The organism is Mesorhizobium sp. M8A.F.Ca.ET.181.01.1.1, assembly GCF_004792025.1.
GTDB lineage: Bacteria > Pseudomonadota > Alphaproteobacteria > Rhizobiales > Rhizobiaceae > Mesorhizobium.
The window spans coordinates 206,651-228,383 of sequence record NZ_SRTV01000008.1; the positions used below are offsets into that span (position 1 = coordinate 206,651).

A 21,733-nucleotide genomic window follows, 5' to 3' on the forward strand; every position below is an offset into this window, starting at 1 on the left:
ACCGTGGCCAGCGAACAGGCAGAACACCAATCTTCGACAGCCTCTCAAGGTGTCCTTTCGGAATTGATGTTGCGTCAGGAAACGACATTGCTGGCGGTCATCGTGGCGGTTGGGATCGTTGCCACGCTTCGCAACCCCGCATTCCTCAACCCGGCAAATCTCACCGACATCGCCCGCGCGGCGGTGATCTATTTCGTCATGGGCTGCGGCGCTTCACTGCTCATGATCGGAGGCGGGCTCGATTTCTCCGTGGGCGCCGTCTTTACGCTTGGCGGCATCATCTGCGCGTGGTTGTTGGTGTGGGGAGCGCCCTGGCCGCTCGCCGTCCTGGCGGGCGTGGCGGCTGGTGCCGCCGTCGGATACGTCAACAGCGTGATCATCGAGCGGCTGCACGTGCCTCCGATCATAGCGACGCTCGGCACATTCTTCATCGTCGGCGGGCTATGTGTCCAATTCACTGGCGGAGAAGACATTGTCCCGCTGCCCGAAACGTTTCAGGCCCTGGGTCAGGGAGCCGTGCTCGGCGTCCCCTACATCGTTCTCTATGCCATCGCGCTGGGACTGCTTTTCTGGTTCCTGCTCGAGCAGACGCCGTTCGGTGTCGAGACACGCGCGCTGGGTGGCAATCGCAAGGCCGCGATCGCCAACGGCCTCAAGGTCAACAGGCTCGATACGATCCTCTACGTCACCGCCGGCGCCACCGCCGGCCTTGCCGGTGTCATCTACGCTGCGCGCGTTGGAAGTGGCCAAGTTGCCGCCGGCGGACCCTCGGTCACACTCTCGGTCGTCACGGCCGTGCTCATAGGGGGTATAAGCTTGCTCGGAGGCTTGGGCACAATCACCGGCGTTGCGGTCGGGGCCCTCTTGCTATCGGCGATCGATAACGCCCTCATCGTTGCCAGCGTGCCGCCCCAATACAACAGCATCATCATCGGCGCGATCCTTATCTGCGCAGTGGCGGTTGATCACATGCGCAGGGAACGTCTGTACAAGCGCCGCCGGTGAGGTCTTCCCGGAGTTGCCCTGCTCAGGCCGCGTGGGTCTTGCGGCTTGTCCGCGCCCAGGCCGGCAGCCAGTCGCCGTGGGCGGCCAAGAGATCATCGACCAGCGACCAGATCTGGTCGAGGTCGAGTTCGGCCGCCGTGTGCGGATCCATCATCGCCGCGTGGTAGATGTGTTCGCGGTTTTCCGTCATCAGCGCCCGCACCGTCAGTTCCTGGACATTGATGTTGGTACGGATCAGCGCCGTCAGTTGTGGCGGCAGGTCGCCTATATAGGTCGGCTGAATGCCGGACGCGTCGACCAGGCACGGCACTTCGGCGGCGCAATCGCGGGGCAGCGAGGTGATGCAGCCATTGTTGCGGACATTGCCGTAGATCACCGACGGCTCGCCGGTCCAGACTGAATTCATGATCGAGGAGGCATACTCCTTGGACTCCTCGACCTCGATGCGCTGGGCCGAGCGGTAGGCCTGTGCCTGGTCCTTCCAGCGCTCGATCTGCTCGACGCAGCGCTTGGGATATTCATCGAGCGGAATGCCGTATTTCTCGATCAGATCGGGGCGGCCGTCCTTGATGAAATAGGGCGTGTATTCGGCGAAATGCTCCGAGCTTTCGGTGACGAAATAGCCCAGCCGGGTCAGCATCTCGTAGCGCACCTTGTTAGGACAGCGCGGGTTCCAGCCGGGCTTCGGCGCGCGGCCCTCGCGATAGGCGCGCACCAGGTCGGGATAAAGATCGCGGTAGGATCCGTCCGGCTGGCGATGCTCGAACTTCAGATAGAAGGCCATGTGGTTGATACCGGCCGAGCGGTAACGAATCTCGTTGTAGGGAAGGTCGAGGTCGTGCGCCAGTTCCATGGCCGTGCCTTGCACCGAGTGGCACAATCCGACCTGCCGGATCTCGGGATATTTCTCCGATATCGCCCAGGTGTTGATCGCCATCGGGTTGACATATTGCAGCATGATCGCCCGCGGGCAGACGGCGAGCATGTCCTCGCAGATCTTCCACAGATGCGGCACGGTCCTGAGGCCGCGCATGATGCCGCCAACGCCGAGCGTATCAGCGATGGTCTGGCGCAGGCCGTACGTCTTCGGCACCTCGAAATCGGTGACGGTGCAGGGCTCATAGCCGCCGATCTGGAAGGCGACGACGACGAAATCGGCGCCCGCCAGCGCCTTGCGCTGGTCCGTGCAGGTCTCGGCCTTCGCCTTGACGCCAAGCGTGGCGATCAGCTTGTTGACGACGACCGCGCTTTCTTCCAGCCGCTGCGGGTTGATGTCCATCAGCGCGATCGTGGCGCCCGAAAGCGCCGGCCGCTGCAGCACGTCGCCGACGATGTTCTTCATGAACACCGTCGAACCGGCGCCGATGAAAGTGATCCTGGGATGTCTTGCCACGTTAACCTCCGGCATGTGTTCAGGCCACGTCGAATGCGGCCCTGACGAGCCGTTCGGTGTAGGCGGTCTTGGGATTGGTGAGGACCTCGTCGACGGGTCCCTGCTCGACGATCTTGCCGTGCTGCATGACGATGACGCGGTGGCACAGCGCGCGCACCACCTTCAGGTCGTGCGAGATGAACAGGTAGCTCAAGCCGCGCTCGTCCTGCAACTTGCGCAAGAGATCGATGATCTGCGCCTGGACGGACAGGTCGAGCGCCGATGTCGGCTCGTCGAGCAGGATGAATTCGGGTTCGAGCGCGATGGCCCGCGCAATCGCGATACGCTGGCGCTGGCCACCGGAGAATTCATGCGGAAACCGCGACAGGATATCGCCCGGCATGCCGGCGCTGACCAGCGCCTCGCGCACCCGCTCGACCCGCTCGCGCCACGTGGCGCCGATGCTGTTGACGATCAGCCCTTCCTCGATGATCTGGCCGATCGTCATGCGCGGGTTGAGCGAGGAGAACGGGTCCTGGAAGACGATCTGCATGCGCGAGCGCAGCGGCCGCATCTGCGTCCGCGACAGGCCATGGATCGGCTGGCCGTCGAAACGGATCTCGCCGCGTTTGGCGTCGGTCAGCCGCAGCAACGCCTGGCCGAAGGTGGTCTTGCCGGAACCGGATTCGCCGACCAGTCCCAGCGTCTCGTGGCGGCAAAGCTTGAGATCGAGATCGTCGACCGCGACCAGTTCACGCCAGTCCGGTTTGAGAAACGTGCCATGGCGCAGCATGAAGCAGACGCGCACGCCATCCGCCTCGAGGATGGTGCCTGAGCCCTCCGGCAACGGTTGCGGGCGTCCCCTTGGCTCCGAGGCAAGCAGCCGCTGGGTATAGGGATGCCGCGGATCGGCGAACAGCCGTTCGGTGACGTTGTGCTCGCACATTTCGCCATGCTGCATCACATAGACATAGTCGGAAAACTTGCGCACCACGGTGAGATCATGGGTGATCAGGATCACCGCCATCCGCAGCTCTTTCTGCAGATTGCGGATCAGGTTGAGGATTTGGGCCTGCACCGTGACGTCGAGCGCGGTCGTCGGCTCGTCGGCGATCAGCACGTCGGGATTGTTGGCGAGCGCCATGGCGATCATCACGCGCTGGCGCTGCCCGCCCGAGAGCTGGTGGGGATATTGCTTGAGCCGCGCTTCGGGTTCGGGGATCTGCACATGCCGCAAAAGTTCGAGCGCCCGCGCCCAGGCTTGCTTGCGGCTCACCTTGCGATGCACCCTGATCGCCTCGACGATCTGGCTGCCGACCGTATAGATCGGGTTGAGCGAGCTCATCGGCTCCTGGAAGATCATCGAGATGCGGTTGCCGCGCAGCTTGCGCCGGGCGCTCTCGGGGAATTTCAGGATGTCCTGTCCGTCGTAACAGATGCTCGATTTCGGCGACACGGTGGCCCGCCGCGACAGCAGGCCCATGACGGTGCGCGCCGTCACCGACTTGCCGGAACCGGATTCGCCGACGATCGCGATCGTCTCGCCGCGATAGAGCTGGAACGAGATGTCCTTGACCGCTTCGACCACGCCGTGTTCGACCTTGAAGGCGACCTCGATGTTGCGGGCGTCGATGACGGGCTCTCCCTGGCGCCCATCATGGTCGAGGCGGAAGGCTGGTGCGAAGGGCTCGGCGAGTACGATGGTCATCCCGGTCCCCTCAATACGGATCGACGGCGTCGCGCAGGCCGTCGCCCAGCGCGTTGAAGGCGAACACGGTGACGAGCACGAAACCGACCGGTGACAGGATCCAGGGATAGGTGCCGATGACCGAATAGGTCGCGGTGTCCTGCAGCATCAGGCCCCAGGAGATCAGCGGCGGCTTGACGGCGAAGCCGAGGAAACCGAGGAAGGATTCCAGCAGCACCACCGTCGGGATCGCCAGCGTCACGGCGACGATCACATGACTCATCACATTGGGGAAGATGTGCTGCAGGATGATGCGCTGGTCGGTGGCCCCGACCGCCATGGCGGCGCGCACATATTCGATGCGCGCCAGCGCCAGTGTCTTGCCGCGCACCTCGCGCGACATCTGTGCCCAGCCGAGCGCCGACATGACGATGATGACGAAGGCGAGGAACACATTGGTCGGCGCGGTGACCGGGATCAGCGTCGTCAGCGCGAGATAGAGCGGCAGTTGCGGGAAGGCCAGCACCAATTCGACGAAGCGCTGCATCCAGACATCGAACCGGCCGCCGAAATAGCCTGACACCATGCCGACTGTGGTGCCGATGACGGTGATGATGAAGACGACCGTCAGCGCGATCATCAGCGAAACGCGCGAGCCGTGGATGGCGCGCGACAGCACATCGCGGCCGAATTTATCGGTGCCGAGGAAATGCACCGGCTGGCCGTCCGTCGAGGCAAAGAAATGCCGGTTCGCCGGGATCAGCCCGAAGAGCCTGTAAGGCGCGCCCTCTACGAAGAAGCCAAGCAGCCTTGGGTGGTCGTAGTCGGGACCGACGATGGGCTGAAAGGTGACCGGATCGAGATCGGCCGAATCGGCCAGCGCATAGACCCTCGGCCGCGCGACGAAATTGCCGTCCTTGTCGTGGAAGGAAGGCAGCTGCGGCGGGGCGAAGCCGACATCGGTCGCCTTCGGATCCATCGGCGCCAGGAATTCGGCGAAAACGGCCATGACCAGGAGCAGCACGACCAGCCAAAGTCCGGCCATACCGGTCCAGGAGCGCTTCAGCCGGCGCCAGACAAGCGCCATGTAGCTCTCATTGCCGCGCGCGGGTGCCACTGTGGCTCGCTCGGCCGGCAAGGGTGGTGGTGAAGGGTCGCGCGCCAGCATCTAGCCCTCCCCGAACTGGCGCACGCGCGGATCAAGCAGGACCAGCAGCATGTCGGCGATGATGTTGCCGACGATCAGCGTCGCCGACAGCACCATCATGAAGGTGGCGGTGACATAGACATCGCCGACCGCCATCGAGCCGACGATCGCCGGACCGACGGTCGGCAGCGCGAAGATGATCGCCGTCTCGATCTCGCCGGTCAGCATATAGGGCAGCACCACGCCCTGATACATGACCAGCGGGTGCAGTGCGTTGGGCACGGCGTGGCGCATGACGACGGCGCTGCCGGTCAGGCCCTTGGCCTTGGCTGTCTCGACATATTGCGCGTTGAGCGTGTCGAGCAGATTGCCGCGCATGACGCGCATATTGTAGGCGAGGCCGCCGAAGGTGGCGATCGCCACCACCGGCCAGACATGCTTGACCAGGTCGACGAACTTGGCCCACGACCATGGCGCGCCGCCATATTGCGGCGAGAAGAATGAGCCGATCTCCGAGACGTTGAACTGGAAGACGAGGAGATAGACGATGATCAGCGCCATCAGGAAGCGCGGCACCGTCATACCGAGGAAAGAGATGGCCGAAAGCGTCGAGTCGATCCAGGTGTATTGCCGGGTCGCCGCCCATATGCCGAAGGTGACGCCCAGCACCGAGGCGAGCAGATGGCAGACCAGCGCCAGCAGCAGCGTGCGCGGCAGGCGCTCGCCGACGACCTCGGCCACTGGCTTGTTGTAATAGAGGCTGTAGCCGAAATCGCCGCGGGTGACGATGCCGCCGATCCAGTTGAGATACTGGACGGGCAGCGGCTTATCGAGGCCGTGTTCGACGCGATAGGCCTGGGCTTGAGCGTCGGCCTCGGCGAAGGAGGCCCCGCCCTGGTTGATCAGCTGCGAGCGAATGTAATCGGCGTAGTCGCCAGGCGGCGCCTGGATGATGGCAAAGGTGACGAGGCTCAGAATAGCGAGAACCGGTATTGCCGACGCTATGCGCGTGAGCAGGAATCGCAACATCGACGGTCCGCTTCCTCATCTCGCCGGACGCTCCCCTGGAGGGGCGCTCGGAGGGTTGGTTTGTCCCGGCCGCGCCAGCGGCGCGGCCGGGTTTCTCTCAGTCAGGGAGGTAAACTTACATCGGGCCTTTAATCTTACATCGGACCCTTGTCTCCAGGCTTGCCGGGAAGCTCTTCCGGGAACAATTCATATTTCGCCTGCTTGTCGGCCGCGACGAAGACCCGTTCGCGGATGATCGAATCCTCGGCCCAGTTGAACATGAAGATCGGCGTGCCCTGCGGAATGTTCGAGAAGCGCTTGTTGACGATCAAGGCGCCGGGATATTCCGTCAGGCCGATATTGTAGACGTGCTCGGTCGAGATCTTCTGGAAGTCCCGCATCAGACTGGCGCGCTGGTTGTTATCCGCCGACGAGACGAATTTGTTGACGATGTCGACGAGGTCCTTCTCGAAAGGCATCAGATCGACCTCGCCGCTTTCCGGCGCGCGATGATCCCAGCTGGTCTTGGGGCCGACTGGAGCGAGCTGCACGGTGTTCTGCACCACGGAGGTCAGCTCCTGCTCATTGCGCCGGATCAGCCAGTCGAAGCGGCCTGAATATTGGGTGGCATCGCGCTGCGTGCCGTTAAGCCCGTTGAGCACGATCCGGAGGCCAAGCTTCTCCATCTGCGCCACCACGCCTTCGGCGAGGCTCTTGTCGGTCGTGTAGTCGTTGTTGACCAGCATCACGATTTCGACGTTCTTGCCGCCGGCGGTGCCGGCTGGAAAGTTGACGAAGCCGTCGCCGTCTGTGTCCTTCAGACCGGCCTTGGCGAGTTCGGCCTTGGCGCCCTCGAGGTCGAAAGGATAGTAGACGGTGGATTTGCGGTCGTAGAAGCTGGTGCCGGAGGAGAGGCCGCCTGGATAGATCGCGGTGAACGGCCCCTTGACGAGGGAATCGCCCAGCGCCTTGCGGTCAAGCGCCATGGTGACGGCCTTGCGGAAATCCTCGTTGCGGTTCAGTTCGCGGATCGCTTGGCCGCGCTCATCGGGGTTGCCCCAGCCATTGGCGGAAAAGTTCAGGCGCAGATTGTAGCCGATCAGCCGTGGGCCGAAGGCCAGACGCGCCGGCGCATTCGGCTCGGCCGCGCGCTTCAGGGAGGCAACGAAATTTTCCGGCTGCTCGAGATTGGAGAAATCGCCTGCGCCGGCGACCGCCTGAACGTCGCGGTCGGCCCAGGTCGACAGTTTGTAATGCAGCTCGTTGAGATAGGGCAGCTGGTTGCCCTTCTCGTCCACCTTCCAATAGTAGGGATTGCGCCGCATGACGATGATGTCGTCGGCCCGATATTCGACCGGCACCCAGGCGCCCATGACAGGCATGTTCATATATTCCGGCGGGAAGGCGTTCTTGAACTGGTCGTAGGTGTTCTTCGAATATTTCGGGTGCTGCGGCTTCAAGATGTGCGCGGGACCGGGGCAGAACGTGCCATAGGCCATTGCGTAGAGGTGCTGCTTCGGGAAGGCGTCCTTGAAGGTCCACTCGACGGTGTAGTCGTCGATCTTCTTGAGCGTCGTGCCGACGCCGAAGGTTTCCTGGGTGGCGCCATTGAGCGGCGAGACGTTGGGATCCATGACCTCGTCGTCCCAGTAGAACATGACGTCGTCGGCGTTGAATGGCACGCCGTCGGACCATTTGGCGCCTTCGACGAGATGCATGGTCAGCTTGTGACCATCGGCCGACCAGTCCCAGCTTTTGGCGAGGTTGGGCAGCGGCTCGGTGTCCTTCGCCTCGACCTGGAACAGCGGCGCGGTGCGCGTCAGGCACTCGGAAAGGCCGATGTCGATGCCGCCCCAGCCCTGGGTCTGGCCGGCGCCGTAGTTCCAGCCTTCCGGCCGGCCGCCGATGACATGGCGCATCGTATCGCCGTAGACGCCGATACCGTCCGGCATGTTGGCGGTCTTGAAGACCAGCGGCTCTTTCGGCAGCCGGTCTTTCACCGGCGGCAGCTTGCCGATCTTGACGTATTTTTCCGTCACCCAGCCGGGCTCGTGATACTCGGGCAGCGCCTTGAACTCCAGGACGGAGTCGCGCGCCACGTATTTGATCTTGCCCTCGGCCGGAAACGTCGCCGGGACCGGCGGCACGGTCGGTTCGGAAGCGAAAGCGCTGAGCGCCGGAACGGAGACGCTCAGCGCCAGTCCAGCGGCAATGCCAATGCTGCGTAGGTTCCTCATGGTCTCCTCCCTCGTGTTCAGACGTCTGCTGCTGCTCGTCCTGTTAGGCCTCGACGCAATTCCGGACGGAGATTCACCCTTCTCCTGGAATTGCTCCGGCACGCCTGACTGCGGTGGACCTGCCTCCCTGGATCCACTGGCGCGCCCGGTTTTCAGCCGGCCTGTTTCAGAGCGGCCTTTTCGGCGCGCAATTCCTCGATCGAGCGCACGCTTCGCCGCGCGGCACCCGCCCATTCGCGGGTCTTGACCGCGGATTTCGACAGTCGCTCCTTGGCCGCCGGAACCGCATGGGCATATTGCGGCAGCCATTGCGCCTGGGCGACGACCATTTCGTCGACCATCTGCCAAACCTCCTCGGGCGTCGACACGGCGCCGACCAGCGGATCGTGCAGCACGGCAAGCTTCAGAAGATCGATGTCGCCAGATATGGCGGCATGGACCGACATGCGCTGGACGTTGATCGAGGCCATGCAAGTGGCGGCACAGGCTTCCGGCAGCGTGATGCCGGCGGCCATGTTGATGCCGAAGCGGTCGACGAAGCCGGGCGACTCGATGATGGCGTCGCGTGGCAGATTGGTGATCACGCCGTCGTTCTTGACGTTGAAGTGGCCACGATAGACGCGGTTGGTCTCCAGCGCCTCCAATATGTGGCTGGCATGCTCGTTGGAGCGCTTTTGCGGATCGATCGGCTTCGACGCCGCTTCGAGGAACTGCGGATATTCGGTCTCGAACCAGTTGCGGGTTTCCGTGGAATAACGGAGGTAGCCGCCGGTCTCGCCGTGGATCCAGTCCGACATGTCGATCCAGCGGGTGATCTCGTCGGGACGCTTGCGGTACCAGGGCAGATATTCGGAGAGATGTCCGTTGCTTTCGGTGGAATAGACGCCGAAGCGCTTCAGCACATCGATGCGCAGCTTTTCCTGCCGGGAATAGACCGGGTGCGCCTCGAAGGCGGCGACCAGTTCGTCCTTGCCGATTTCACGCCCGTTTAGCCTGAGCTCGATGAACCAGGTCTGGTGGTTGATGCCGGAACAGACATAGTCGAGTTCCCCAGGCGATTTCGCGCCCAGCACCTCGGCGATCTGTTCGGCGCCGTGCTGGACGCCGTGGCAGAGCCCAACCGTGTCGACCTTGCCGTATTCGATCGCCGCCCAGGTGTTCATCGCCATCGGGTTGGCGTAGTTGAGGAATTTCGCGTTCGTCTCGGCAACCTCGCGAATATCCCGGCAGAAATCCAGGATCACCGGAATGTTGCGCTGGCCGTAGAGGATGCCGCCGGCGCAGATCGTGTCGCCGACGCACTGGTCGATGCCGTATTTCAGGGGAATGCGGATATCGTCGGCATAAGCTTCGAGGCCGCCGACCCGCACGCAGCTGATGATATAGCGCGCGCCCTCGATTGCCTTGCGGCGGTCTGTTGTCGCGGTCACCCTGGTCGGCAATCCGTTCGCCTCGACGATCCTGTCGAGGATCGCCTTGATCATCCCCAGATTGTGCTCGCTGACGTCGGTCAGGGCGAATTCAATGTCCTTGAATTCCGGCACACACAGAATGTCGGTGAACAGCTTCTTGGTGAAACCGACGCTGCCGGCGCCGATAATAGCGATTTTGAAACTCATCACCTTCACCTCGATCCAATCGAATGCTAGGCAAGGAGCAGCAAGGGAGGAAAACGGCCACACGCCTTGGCGTGCATGCCATTCAAGCCGGAATCCGGCTTTCTCTCCTCCCGCCCGCTCCTCGATCGCGGGTTATTCGCGTTCTTCGAGGCGGGATTATGCGCTTATTCGCGGTCACGGCCAGAGAAGGATTATGCTTTCAGGGGTAATTTTGTGCTGCGTGATTTGATCGCCAACGGACAGTCGATGCGGACGGTCTCGCTGCCGCGCGGCCGCCAGCGCCTGCATGCCATGCCGACGAGCACAGGCTATGAGGTGCGCGAGGACGTGACCTATGACTGGGATGGGCGAAAGCGCGGCCAGACACCGTTCACCGTGCTCCAGCACACGATCAGCGGCACCGGCCGGCTGCGCTACGAGAACCGCGACTACCGCCTGCAGACGAACGACACGCTTCTGGTGCTGGTGCCGCACAACCACCGCTACTGGCTGGCCAAGGACGAGCGCTGGGAATATTTCTGGATCTCGATGAACGGCGAGGAGGCGTTGCGCATCCACAAATCGATCCTCGACGTGTCGGGGCCGGTCTTTCGGCTGCAGCCGGCGACGATCGACCATCTCGCCGATTGCAGCCTGCGTCTCATCAAGGGGGCCGCTTCACCAGGTGCCGCTTCGGCCATCGCCTACGAGGCGGCGATGGCGCTCTATGACGATGTGTTCGGCTCGCACGCCTTTGCCGAAAAACAGAGCGCCATGCAGCCGGTCATCGATCACATCAACGCCAATCTCGACAAAGCCCTGCCGGTGGCGGACCTCGTCCAGATCAGCGGGCTCAGCCGGGCTCATTTCTCGCGCTGCTTCGCCGAGAGCGAAGGCCTGCCGCCCGCCGAGTTCGTGCTGCAGCAGCGGCTGCAACGGGCGGCGAAGCTTTTGACGAAAGCGGACTTCCTGCCCGTGAAGGAAGTGGCCATCCTGTGCGGTTTCGAGGACGCTAATTATTTTTCGAAGGTCTTCCGCCGGCTCTACGGGACGACGCCCAGCCAGTTCCGCACCACCGGCATGTATGCCAGCTTGCAAACCCCGGCCAGACGCGGCGCCAGACTGTCGGACGACGAGATCTGACACCGCTTCGAGCTTCGTTCCATCAGGCCGCGTGCAGGCTGCCGCCGTCCAGCCACTTGCGTTGGGCGGGCGAAAGCGCGATGTCCAGCGCCCGCAGGCTGTCGTCCAGTTCGCCCAGCGTACGCGGCCCAATCAAGGGAACCGACGGGAAAGGCTGATTGAGCACATAGGCCAGCGCAATGTGGATCGGGCTCTTGCGCAGCCGGGCGGCGAGTTCGATCGCGCGGTCGCGGCGGCCGAAATTGCGCTCGGAGTACCAGACCCGCACCAGTTCCTCGCTGTCCAGCCTGTCGCGCCCGGCGCGATCGGTGAAGAAGCCGCGTCCCTGGCTCGACCAGGCGAAGTTGGGCATCTGCCTGGATGTCAGCCAGGCCTTCCAGTCATCGGTAGAAGAGGTGATGCAGCCGGCCCAGATCGGTTCCAGCATCTCGGCCAGCGAGAAATTGTTGGAGAGCGCGCCCGGCTTCTGCTTGCCGGTGCGCTCGGCATAGGCAATCGCCTCGTCCATGCGCTGCATCGTCCAGTTCGAGCCGCCGAACGGTCCCCGGATGCGGCCGGCCCTCACCTCGCGATCCATCGCGTCGACGAACTCACCGACCGGCACGTCCGGATTGTCGCGATGCATGAAATAGATATCGACATGGTCGGTCTGCAGACGGTCGAGCGACTGGGCAAGCTGCTTGCCGATCACGTCGGGATAGCAGAGCGGCGAATGCGCGCCCTTGGCGATAACGACCGATTGCTCACGCACGCCACGGTTCCTCAGCCATTGGCCGAGCAGCGTCTCGGTGTAGCCGCCCCCATAGACATAGCCGGTGTCGAACAGATTGCCGCCGGTTTCGAAGAAGGCGTCGAGCAGGATCGACCCGGAGGAGAAGGTGCGGAAATCCTCGAAGCCGAGCGCCACCACCGAAGCCGGCTTCGCCAGGCCCGGAATGGTGCGCTTGCCGATCGCCGTGCCGCCCGAACGCAAGGGCCGGCCTGAGATGGTGTTGGTGCGCAGCGAGGCCTTCTCGATCTCATATTCCAATCCCACGGCCGCACGCCATCTGTCGAGCACGCGCAAGGTGCCGAGGCTGTCGGCCCAGCCCATGCCCGGCCAGGCGAATTCCTGCCGCCCGGCGCGGATCGCCTCGCCGGCGGCATCGACCTCGAAGGAATAGACGTGGCGCTTCTCGTTGACGCTGATGGTCTCGCGCGTACCGTCGGCGCCGATCACGTCGATCCGGCCGAGGCCGACATCGCGGTCGCCGCCGGCGAACCAGAAGTCGGGAACCTCAATACGCCCCTTTGTGCCGAAGATACGCAGCACATTGTCCTGGTTGAGCGAGATGCTGCAGGAAACTTCCGCGACGATACCGCCTGGAAAATGCAGGACAGCGGAGGCCCATTCGTCGACGCCGGTTTGACCAAGATGGGAGGTGCCGGCGACCTTGTCGGGTTCGGCGAATGGCTCTCCCGCGGCGGCGCCGGCAATGAGGCGCACCATCGAGACGGGATAGCCGCCGACATCGAGGATGCCGCCGCCGGCAAGATCGTTGGCGTAGAGCCGATGCTCCGGCATGAAATCAGGCATGGCGAAGCCAAAGCTCGACTTGATCATCCTGATCTCGCCGATGACGCCCGACTTGACCAGGTCCACCAGTTGCAGCGTCTGCGGGTGGAGCCGGTACATGAAGGCCTCGCCGAGGAAGGTGCCGGCCTTTCGCGCCGCATGCATCATGGCGTCGGCCTCGAAGGCCGTTAGCGCGAGCGGCTTTTCGCAAAGCACATGCTTTCCCGCTTCCGCAGCCCTGATCGCCCATTGCGCGTGTCCGGGATGCGGTACCGCGATGTAGATGGCGTCGATTTCCGGATCGGCAAGCAGCGCTTCATAGCCATCGAGGATGCGGGCGCCTGGGAAGCTCTCGGCCAGGCCCGGCTTGCCGGGGTTGCGGGCGCCGATGGCGACCAGTGTCCCTGTGCGCGACCCGGCGACGCCGCCGGCAAAGGCCTTGGCAATGCCCCCCGGCCCGACGATGCCCCAGCGAATGGGCGTTGATACAGTCATGTCATTCTCCTTGCGGGCTTGGAAAGGGGCGGCCGGTCAGCGCAGCCGCAGCCCCTTTTCGTCGAACAGGTAGGATTTGCGGATGGAAACGGTGACCTTCGATGTCTGGGGGACCTTTGCCGCGGCGCGCTGGATCACGATGTCCTCGCCATGGCTCGTCCTGGCGTAAAGGAAGCTCGTGCCGCCGAGGTGCTCGACCACGTCGATGGTGGCGGTGAGGTCGGCGTCGCCTTCACCGGCGCTGCCAAAATGTTCGGGCCGCACGCCGACGATGACCTTGCTCCCAGGTTCCGGCGCGGCAACCGTCAGGGGCTGTGTGATGCGGGTTTGCTCCTCGCCCGCCAACTCGACCACGACGCCTTTTGCATCACGCCCGACAATGTGGGCCTTGATGAAGTTCATCTTCGGCGAACCGACAAAGCCAGCCACGAAAATATTGTCGGGATTGTCATAGAGATCGAGCGGCCGGCCGATCTGCTCGACATGGCCGCCGCGCAGCACGACGATCCGATCGGCGAGCGTCATCGCCTCGGTCTGGTCGTGGGTGACATAGACCATGGTGGCGCCGAGCTCCTTGTGCAGTCTTGAGATCTCGACCCGCATCTGCACGCGCAGTTCGGCGTCGAGATTGGAGAGCGGCTCGTCGAACAGGAACACTTGCGGCTCGCGCACGATGGCGCGGCCGATGGCGACACGCTGGCGCTGGCCGCCGGAGAGTTTCTTGGGACGGCGGTCCATCAATTCGCTGATGCGCAGGATCTCGGCCGCGCGCTTCACCCGCCGCTCGGTGTCGGCCTTGGGGTTGCCGGTCATGCGCAGCCCGAAGGAGAGGTTCTGTTCGACGCTCATATGCGGATAGAGCGCGTAGGACTGGAAGACCATGGCGATGCCGCGATCGGCCGGCTCGACATCGTTGACCACCTTGCCGCCGATGGCGATCTCGCCGCCGCTGATGTCCTCGAGCCCGGCGATCATCCTGAGCAGCGTGGACTTGCCGCAGCCTGACGGGCCGACGAAGACGACGAACTCGCCATCGGCGATGTCGATGTTGGCGCCGTGGACGACCTCGAAGGCGCCGAAGCGCTTGGCGACGTTTGTGAGCGTGACGGTTGCCATTCTGCTCCCTATTTGACCGCGCCCGCGGCGATGCCGGCGATGAAATGACGCTGCAGGAGCACGAAGACGACAAGCATCGGCACGGTCAGCATCACCGCGCCCGCCATGATGCCGCCCCAAGAGACTTTGGTCAGGCCGATCAGCGTGCCGAGCGCCACGGGTGCTGTCATCGAACCCGGCTGGCTGTTGATGAGCAACGGCCAGAGATAGTTGTTCCAGGAGGCAAGGAACAGGATGATGCAGAGCGCGGCCAGCATCGGCCGCGCCAACGGCAAGGCGATGAAGACGAAGATACGCCACTCCTTGACGCCCTCGACGCGGGCGGCATCGAACAGGTCGTCGGGCATCATGGAAAAACTCTGGCGCATGAACAGCACGCCAAGCGAATTGAACAGCGGCGGCACGATCAGCGCCACCCATGTGTTGGCGAGCTTGAAGTCGCGCGCCACCATGATGAATTGCGGGATCAGCACCACCGCATAGGGCAGCGTGATGGTGCCCAGGATGATGGCGACGACCACGCTTTTGCCGAAGAACTGGTAGCGGGCCAGCGCCCAGCCGGCCATAGAGGTCAAAAGCACCGACAGGACGGTGTAGGTCACCGCCACGCAAACGGAGATGACGATGGCGCCGACGAAGTCGGTGTCATGCTGCAGATTGTTGAAATTGTCGATGAAATTGCCGTGCGGCAACAGTTCGATGCCGGGGCTGAAGATGCCATTGTCGGGCATGGTCGAGAACACCACCATCATCCACAGCGGAAACAGCCAGATCAGCGCCAGCGGCGTCAGGAAGAGGTGCAGCGCGATGCTTCGTTTCAGTCTTGCCGATGAGAGCGAGCTCATTTCGGTTCCCTCGTCAGCCACAGCTGCACCAGCGTGATGGCGATCGCCAGCCCCGCCATGGTGTAGGCGACGGCCGAGGCATAGCCGAAATTGAGCGAGCGGAAGCCCTGGCGGTAAAGCAGCAGGCCGAGCGTCTCGGTGCCGCCGCCCGGCCCGCCGCGCTCGGTGATCAGGAACGGCTCGGTGAACAATTGCATGGTGCCGATGATCGACAGCACGGCGCAGAAGACGATGACCGGCTTCAACAGCGGCAGGGTGATGTGGAAGAATTGCTTGAGCTTGCTCACCCGGTCGAGCGTCGCCGCCTCATAGACATCCTCGGGAATGGATTGCATGCCGGCCAGCAGGATGATGGCGTTGTAGCCGGCCCAGCGCCAGGTGACCGCGATCATGATCAGCGCCATGGCCGGCGTGACGTTGGAGAACCAGTCGACCTTGGGCAGGCCGATGCTGTTCAGGAGCTTGTTGACGATGCCGAAATCGAGGCTGAACATCAGCCGGAACACCGCGGAATAGGCGACCTCGCCGACCACCACCGGGGCGAAAAAGGCGAAGCGGTAGAGGCCGCGCGCCCTGAGCAGCGGCGAATTCAGAAGCACCGCCATCACCATGGCCAGCGCGATCATCACCGGAACCTGGATGACCAGAATGACCAGCGTGTTCTTCAGTGCGTTGAAGAAGGCGGGGTCGCCGATCAGCCGGCCCCAGTTGAAGCCCGGCGCGAAGCGCCAGGGCACGGTGCGTGTTGCCTGGAACGAGATCAGGAACGAGGAGATGATCGGCCACACCCAGAAGATGGCGAAGATCAGGAGATAGGGCGTGAGAAAGCGATAGGCCGTCGCATTGCGGTTGCGCATCTTTTCTCCTCCTCCTTTCTGTTTTTCCGGTTAGTGAGGCAGCAATTGCCGAAGTAGGCGCCGCCCCTCATCCGCCTGCCGGCACCTTCTCCCCGTATAGTGACGGGGAGAAGGAAGCTGTCAGCACCTCAGGACTTGACCGGCAGCCCGGTCGCCGAGGCGATCTGGCTGGCGGCATCGTCGAGTGCCGCCTTGGCGTCGGGATAGCCGCCGGCGAGATATTTGGTCTGCACCGCGCGCACGATGATCTCGGCATCGCTCTGGAACTGCGTGCCGCGGCTCGGAACAACCTTGGGCAAGGTGCCCAGAATATCCTTCCACACCGCCTGGCCACCCCAGTAGGGCAGGCCCTGGCCGACATAGGGGTCGTTCAGCGCCGAGACCAGCGAGGGGACGAGGCCGAACTCCTTCAGCATGGTGATCTGGCCTTCATTGGTGCCGAGCGTGTATTTCAAATACTCGTAGGCAGCTTCCTTGTTCTTCGACGCCGAGGTGATGGCGAGCGAGGAGCCGCCGAGATTGGCCGCACGCGGGCCGTCCGCGGTCAGGCTCGGCATCAGGTAGACGCCCCATTTGCCGTTTTCGCCCGCCGATTCGGTGCGGATGGTGCCCTCGTACCAGCCGCCATAGACCTGGGTGGCGACGGTTCCGGCGGTGTTGTTGGTGATCTTGGTGCCCCAGTCGGCCGACGAGACGATGCCGGCGTCCTTCATCTCCTTGAGCTTGGTCATGGCGTCGACGCATTTGGGCTGGTTGACCGTGATCGACTGGCCGTCCTCGGCGAAATAGGCGCAGCCCTGTTCGTTGGCGATCATGCGGAAGAATTCACTGTCGCCGTTGAAATCGGCATTGGTCATCGAGACGCCCGGATTGGCGGCCTGGATCTTCTTGCCGGCGGCGATGAAATCGTCCCAGGTCTTGATCGATGCCGGATCGACGCCGGCCTTCTCGTAGAAGTCGCGACGATAGAAGGCGGCGACCGGACCGGAATCCCACGGCATGGCATAGGCCTTGTCGCCGACTTCGAGTTCGGTGCGCTTGAAATCGGGGAATTTCTTCTGGTCCTCGGCCGTGTAGCCCAGCGTGTGCAGGTCGACGAAACAGTCGGGGAACTGGCTCCAGTAATTCTCGGCCTCGCCGTTCTCGATGGTGACGACGTCGGGCAGGCCAACGCCGGCGGCCGCGCATCCGGCGATCGACTTGTCATAGGTCGGCTGGTTGCCGAGATCCTGGACGGTGACCTTGATGTCGGGATGCAGCTTGTTGAAACCGGCAACCGTTGCCTTCAGCGACGAGGCGGCGACATTCCAGCTCCAGATCGTGATTTCGCCGGATTGCGCGAAGGCCGGGGCTGAGCCCAAGGCAAGCGCGAGCACGGCGCAGGACAGTGTGATGCGCATTGAAATCCTCCCATTTCATTTGCTCTCTCTGCGAGCCTGGCTAGACTAGGCACCGGCAAGGGCCTGTCCCCGACAAAGGGAATACGAAATTGGCGGAAAGTAAGATGCCCGAACGGCCGTTTTACCAGCCTGGTGCCAGCAGCGTGGAAGGCCTGCCGTTGCTGCTGCAGATGTTCCACACCAGCCCCCTGGTGATGCTGAAGCCGCATTGGCATGCCCAGGTCGAGGTGAATTTCATCGTCCGCGGCTCCGTCCACTACCGCATGAACGAGCACGAAATATCGCTTTCGGCCGGCGAGATGTGCCTGTTCTGGGGTGGCCTGCCGCACCAGATGGACGATTTGAGCGACGACGCCGTCTATGCCGGCGCGCATCTGCCGCTGGTGCATTTCTTTCGGCTGCACCTGCCCGCGGACATACGCCACCGGCTGATGACGGGTGCGACGCTGGTGACCAGCGCCACCGATCAATCCGACAACGACAATTTCGCCCGCTGGAACCGCTATGCCCGCTCGGGCGATCCGGCCAAGGCCGAGCATGCCGTCAACGAACTTCTGCTGCGGCTGGAACGGGTAAGGTTCGAGCCCTACCGGCTGGTGCCGGTAAACACCGCCGGACAGGAAGCGGGCAACCCCTTCGACCAGCAATCGTCGCGCAATGTCGGGCGCATGTGCGATTTCATCGCCGAGAATTTCCTCTACGACATCGATTGCGTGAACATAGCGGCGGCCGCCGACATCCACCCCAAATACGCCATGAGCCTGTTCAAGAAATCGACCGGCATGACGCTCAACGAATATGTCAACCTGTTGCGGCTGAGCTATGCGCAGGCACTGTTGATGCACCAGGACGCCAACGTGCTGCGCGTCGCCATGGACTCCGGCTTCGGCTCGCTCAGCGCCTTCAACAAATCCTTCCGCAAGCTGGCCGGCATGACCCCATCCGACTTCCGCAAAGGCCTGGCAGGCGCCAGATAGGCGGGCGCACGGCATGCAAACCGGCCCATCGGGCGGCATTTCTTTTCCTGCGGGAAATCCACACCTGGGCGCTGGACAGGCCGAATTCCCGTGCTATAACCCACGCGCTTTCAAGGGGCGCCCACGGTGCCTTCATGAAATCCGGAACACGACTTTTCGTTAGCCGGAGCAGGCCCAGATAGCTCAGTTGGTAGAGCAGCGGACTGAAAATCCGCGTGTCGGTGGTTCGAATCCGCCTCTGGGCACCATTCCCTCTTCTCCCGACACTCCCTTTCGCCGAACCCTCTACGCTTTCAGTCCCCGCAAGCGGCTGAAATTGTTGATCTTTTTATGTCAAATTGCGCATTTTAGCTGGGCCGAGAGCACTTCGAGCGCATTTGGTCCAACGAGGCGGGGGGATGGTATTTCCGTTGGTATTCGACATCCTGATGGTATCGCAACAGCCAAGGGAGACCTGACGAATGGCCCTCTCCGACGTGAAATGCCGAAACGCCCGCCCGGCTTCCAAACTCGTGAAATTATCTGACGGGGGCGGGCTGCAGCTATGGGTGCAGCCCACGGGCTCTCGCCTCTGGCGGGTCGCCTACCGCTTTGACGGCAAGCAGAAACTGCTCGCGCTGGGCAGCTATCCCCTTGTCTCCCTGGCCGAGGCGCGGGAGGCGCGCGATGATGCTAAACGGCTGCTGCTGGCTGGCACCGACCCTGGAAAAGAACGCAGCTTGCGGAAGACCGATTCGGCAAAGGACTCCTTTCGCTCAATCGCGGACGAATATGTTGAGAAGCTGAAGAAGGAGGGACGTGCCGACCGGACGATCAGCAAGGTCAAGTGGCTGCTCGATTTTGCCTATCCGACAATCGGCGACAAATGCATTCGGGAGATCGATCCGGCAGCTGTCCTTGCCGCCCTTCGTCGCGTGGAGGTTCGCGGTCGATACGAATCGGCCAGGCGACTGCGCTCTACCATCGGCACCGTGTTTCGATACGCCATCGCAACCGCACGCGCCGAGGCAGATCCGACGATCGCTTTGAGAGGCGCACTCATCAGTCCAACGGTCACGCCGCGTGCCGCAATCACCGATCCTAAGGCCGTGGGAGGCTTGCTGAGGGCAGTCGACGCATTTGACGGACAGCCTACAACCCGGGCCGCCCTGAAGCTGATGGCACTGATGTTTCCTCGCCCCGGTGAGCTTCGCGCGGCAGAATGGGAAGAGTTCGATTTCGAAAGCTTAGTGTGGGTCATTCCTGAAGCGCGCATGAAAATGCGACGGCCGCACCGCGTACCCCTTTCAAGGCAGGCCGCAAGCGTCCTGACTTCGCTCAAAGAAATCTCCGGTGGTGGATCGCTGCTCTTTCCTGGTGTTCGATCGGATTCGCGTCCGATTTCCGACAACACACTCAACGCCGCGCTGCGCCGTATGGGCTACGGCAAGGAAGAAGCCACCGCGCACGGTTTTCGAGCAACCGCATCAACCCTGCTGAACGAATGTGGGCAGTGGCATCCAGACGCCATAGAGCGGCAGTTGGCCCACATTGAGAACAACGACGTTCGTCGCGCCTATGCCCGGGCTGAGCACTGGGAAGAGCGCGTCAAGATGATGCAATGGTGGGCCGATTATCTGGATGAACTCGAGAGCAAAAAGGCGCGGGTGATCTCAATGAGAGGACACGGGAAGCCTGCTCCCCATGCACCATCGCGATCGTCCACTTCGAATCCAACCTCGGCGGCTAGCCAAGGATTGAGACGAATCTCCAATCTCCGAAAATGACACTGACGCCCAAGGAGACGTGGGGGAGGCCTTGCTCCTTCAAATCGCCAGCCGTCTTGGCTCCCTTCATAGGGCGGTGTGGTCGCGGCGACGGCTGAAGAAAGCGATCCATTTGAGGGCTTTGCGGGCTCGCTTCATCCGGCGCCCAGTAGGCAAGCATAGCCTGACTTGTCGAGTTTCACCGCCCCCCACACCCAAGAGGTGCATATATTGCACTTGCTTGTCAGGTTGGATTTGGCAAGGGAATGCGACATACTCTTACAGGCTGGGACTAAAGGGGATTCGCAGATTGTTGATGGGAAAGGTTGCACGGCGGCCACGGAAGAACGATAAATCGCATTTAGGATGGCTAAACCCCTACACAGGGATAATTAGCGCCTTTTCTGCCATAGTTGTTTCCCTTGTAAGCATTTACAATATCTATCTCACAACGCGCCAATCCGAAATCGCCGAACGCGCGCTCAATTTGTCAAACCGCAATACCGAGATGGCAAGTCTCCTTGTATCACTCCGCAAGACCTGCCAGTCAGTTACAAAGCTACGCGCCGATTTTTTTGGCAGCACTACCTTTTACTACAAAGCTGATTTTGACATGCGGGAGCCGCAAAAGCCTCTCAACGGAGAAAAGCTCAAGATCACATTTGTGGAGGCCCCTAAATATCCTGATCCGAGCACACCGCAAGTGTTGAATAACGCAAAGGAATTTTTGCATTTTTCGGAAGATACTCTTAGCCGTTTTCAGGTCGTTGAACTTTATCTTACTGAAAAGGAAGCAGCCGACGAGAAAACTGAGAACCTCCGATACGCATTTGAAGAGCTCGTTGACGTTGCCGATATGGTGGCAAGCGAGGAAGTCAGCACGCACGACCTAATCGGCAATATGATAGTCGCGTCATCTATGTGCCGGCTGTTACCGGAGAAGCTTTCACCTTGGTTTCGGAACTCTGAGGACAACAGGCTGGGATACATTTTTACCGAGAGCGATGTCAGATTTGAATGGATCAAAGAGCCGGAAGACTTTAGCGAAACGCGCCAATCTTGGGGCCTAAGCCTTGAAGACCGGACGGAGAACGAAGGCACCATGCGCCAACGATTGCTAAATCCTCCACCTGAATTCTGAATTAGAAGTGAAGCCGCCGGCAACTCTGTCATTAGAGCGATGGGTTTCGTTCAACTGTTTTCGTAATAAATCAATTGTCCTCACGCCATCGGATTCCTATCCAACTATCCCACGAAGGCAGAATGTCGATGCGAAACGATCCCGTCTGTAGCGCTCGGCGACTTGGAGCCTCTAGGCACCACCATGCTGCCAGTTTTCATTTCCAGGATCTGAAAAAAATCCTGAGCTTCCGGCGCTGTGCGGCTACAGATCTGGGTCTTGTCTGGGTTATCTGCCTTGGTGAACGAGCTCACCACGATCGTCGAGCAGTTTCGCCAAGCTTATCTGGCCCATCATTTCGACGACCTGGCCGAGGCAGGGACTGAATGATCGCTCGTCGCCCAAGTGACATTTTCAACAATCTTC

General features: G+C 62.0%; 16 protein-coding genes and 1 tRNA gene. 6 read left to right on the forward strand and 11 right to left on the reverse strand.

All coding sequences use genetic code 11. The features are described 5' to 3' along the window. Window positions 1-3: 3 nt before the first annotated feature. Window positions 4-1,005: an ABC transporter permease gene (locus EN824_RS26120; RefSeq protein ID WP_127276812.1), complete on the forward strand. Its 1,002-nt coding sequence runs from the start codon at window positions 4-6 to the stop codon at window positions 1,003-1,005. Between the two features lie 22 nt (window positions 1,006-1,027). Here EN824_RS26120 and EN824_RS26125 read toward each other — a convergent pair whose 3' ends face one another. The 6 genes from EN824_RS26125 to EN824_RS26150 form a co-directional block, all read right to left on the reverse strand. Further along, window positions 1,028-2,398, reverse strand: a complete 1,371-nt coding sequence (locus EN824_RS26125; RefSeq protein ID WP_127276814.1) for an alpha-glucosidase/alpha-galactosidase — start codon at window positions 2,396-2,398, stop codon at window positions 1,028-1,030. A gap of 19 nt (window positions 2,399-2,417) precedes the next feature. Further along, on the reverse strand, window positions 2,418-4,085 hold the full coding sequence (locus EN824_RS26130; protein ID WP_127276816.1) for an ABC transporter ATP-binding protein: 1,668 nt from the start codon (window positions 4,083-4,085) through the stop codon (window positions 2,418-2,420). A gap of 10 nt (window positions 4,086-4,095) precedes the next feature. Beyond that, window positions 4,096-5,232 (reverse strand): ABC transporter permease, encoded by a 1,137-nt coding sequence (locus EN824_RS26135; protein WP_127276818.1) that lies wholly within the window; start codon window positions 5,230-5,232, stop codon window positions 4,096-4,098. After that, entirely contained in the window at window positions 5,233-6,240 is a 1,008-nt protein-coding gene (locus EN824_RS26140) for an ABC transporter permease (RefSeq protein ID WP_135932873.1), read from the reverse strand. 134 nt (window positions 6,241-6,374) lie between these two features. Continuing rightward, window positions 6,375-8,456, reverse strand: a complete 2,082-nt coding sequence (locus tag EN824_RS26145; RefSeq protein ID WP_135930378.1) for an ABC transporter substrate-binding protein — start codon at window positions 8,454-8,456, stop codon at window positions 6,375-6,377. A gap of 152 nt (window positions 8,457-8,608) precedes the next feature. Continuing rightward, the gene (locus EN824_RS26150) at window positions 8,609-10,075 is read right to left on the reverse strand and encodes an alpha-glucosidase/alpha-galactosidase (protein WP_127276824.1); all 1,467 of its coding nucleotides are present in this window, start codon (window positions 10,073-10,075) and stop codon (window positions 8,609-8,611) included. Window positions 10,076-10,288: 213 nt separating this feature from the next. Between EN824_RS26150 and EN824_RS26155 the strand changes: the two genes are divergently transcribed. Beyond that, window positions 10,289-11,197, forward strand: a complete 909-nt coding sequence (locus tag EN824_RS26155; RefSeq protein WP_189522223.1) for an AraC family transcriptional regulator — start codon at window positions 10,289-10,291, stop codon at window positions 11,195-11,197. Between the two features lie 22 nt (window positions 11,198-11,219). Here the strand turns inward: EN824_RS26155 and EN824_RS26160 are convergent, their stop codons facing one another. From EN824_RS26160 to EN824_RS26180, 5 genes are all read right to left on the reverse strand, one after another. Beyond that, window positions 11,220-13,247, reverse strand: coding sequence for an aldo/keto reductase (locus EN824_RS26160; RefSeq protein WP_135932874.1), 2,028 nt, complete (start codon window positions 13,245-13,247; stop codon window positions 11,220-11,222). A gap of 36 nt (window positions 13,248-13,283) precedes the next feature. Then, entirely contained in the window at window positions 13,284-14,363 is a 1,080-nt protein-coding gene (ugpC, locus tag EN824_RS26165; RefSeq protein WP_135932875.1) for a sn-glycerol-3-phosphate ABC transporter ATP-binding protein UgpC, read from the reverse strand. Between the two features lie 8 nt (window positions 14,364-14,371). Continuing rightward, window positions 14,372-15,208 (reverse strand): carbohydrate ABC transporter permease, encoded by an 837-nt coding sequence (locus EN824_RS26170; protein WP_127276331.1) that lies wholly within the window; start codon window positions 15,206-15,208, stop codon window positions 14,372-14,374. Then, on the reverse strand, window positions 15,205-16,065 hold the full coding sequence (locus EN824_RS26175; protein WP_127276329.1) for a sugar ABC transporter permease: 861 nt from the start codon (window positions 16,063-16,065) through the stop codon (window positions 15,205-15,207). Before EN824_RS26175 ends, EN824_RS26170 begins: the two co-directional genes overlap by 4 nt. Window positions 16,066-16,193: 128 nt before the next feature. After that, window positions 16,194-17,465, reverse strand: a complete 1,272-nt coding sequence (locus tag EN824_RS26180; RefSeq protein WP_135932876.1) for an ABC transporter substrate-binding protein — start codon at window positions 17,463-17,465, stop codon at window positions 16,194-16,196. 104 nt (window positions 17,466-17,569) lie between these two features. Between EN824_RS26180 and EN824_RS26185 the strand changes: the two genes are divergently transcribed. From EN824_RS26185 to EN824_RS26200, 4 genes are all read left to right on the forward strand, one after another. Next, complete coding sequence (locus EN824_RS26185) at window positions 17,570-18,442, forward strand: helix-turn-helix domain-containing protein (protein WP_127276325.1); 873 nt, start codon at window positions 17,570-17,572, stop codon at window positions 18,440-18,442. Window positions 18,443-18,614: 172 nt separating this feature from the next. After that, a tRNA-Phe gene (locus EN824_RS26190) sits at window positions 18,615-18,690 on the forward strand. Window positions 18,691-18,903: 213 nt separating this feature from the next. Continuing rightward, window positions 18,904-20,208 carry an integrase arm-type DNA-binding domain-containing protein gene (locus tag EN824_RS26195; protein WP_135881038.1) on the forward strand — a complete coding sequence of 435 codons (1,305 nt, stop codon included), beginning with the start codon at window positions 18,904-18,906 and terminating at the stop codon, window positions 20,206-20,208. Window positions 20,209-20,503: 295 nt separating this feature from the next. Then, window positions 20,504-21,328 carry a hypothetical protein gene (locus EN824_RS26200; RefSeq protein ID WP_135881039.1) on the forward strand — a complete coding sequence of 275 codons (825 nt, stop codon included), beginning with the start codon at window positions 20,504-20,506 and terminating at the stop codon, window positions 21,326-21,328. Window positions 21,329-21,733: the final 405 nt, after the last annotated feature.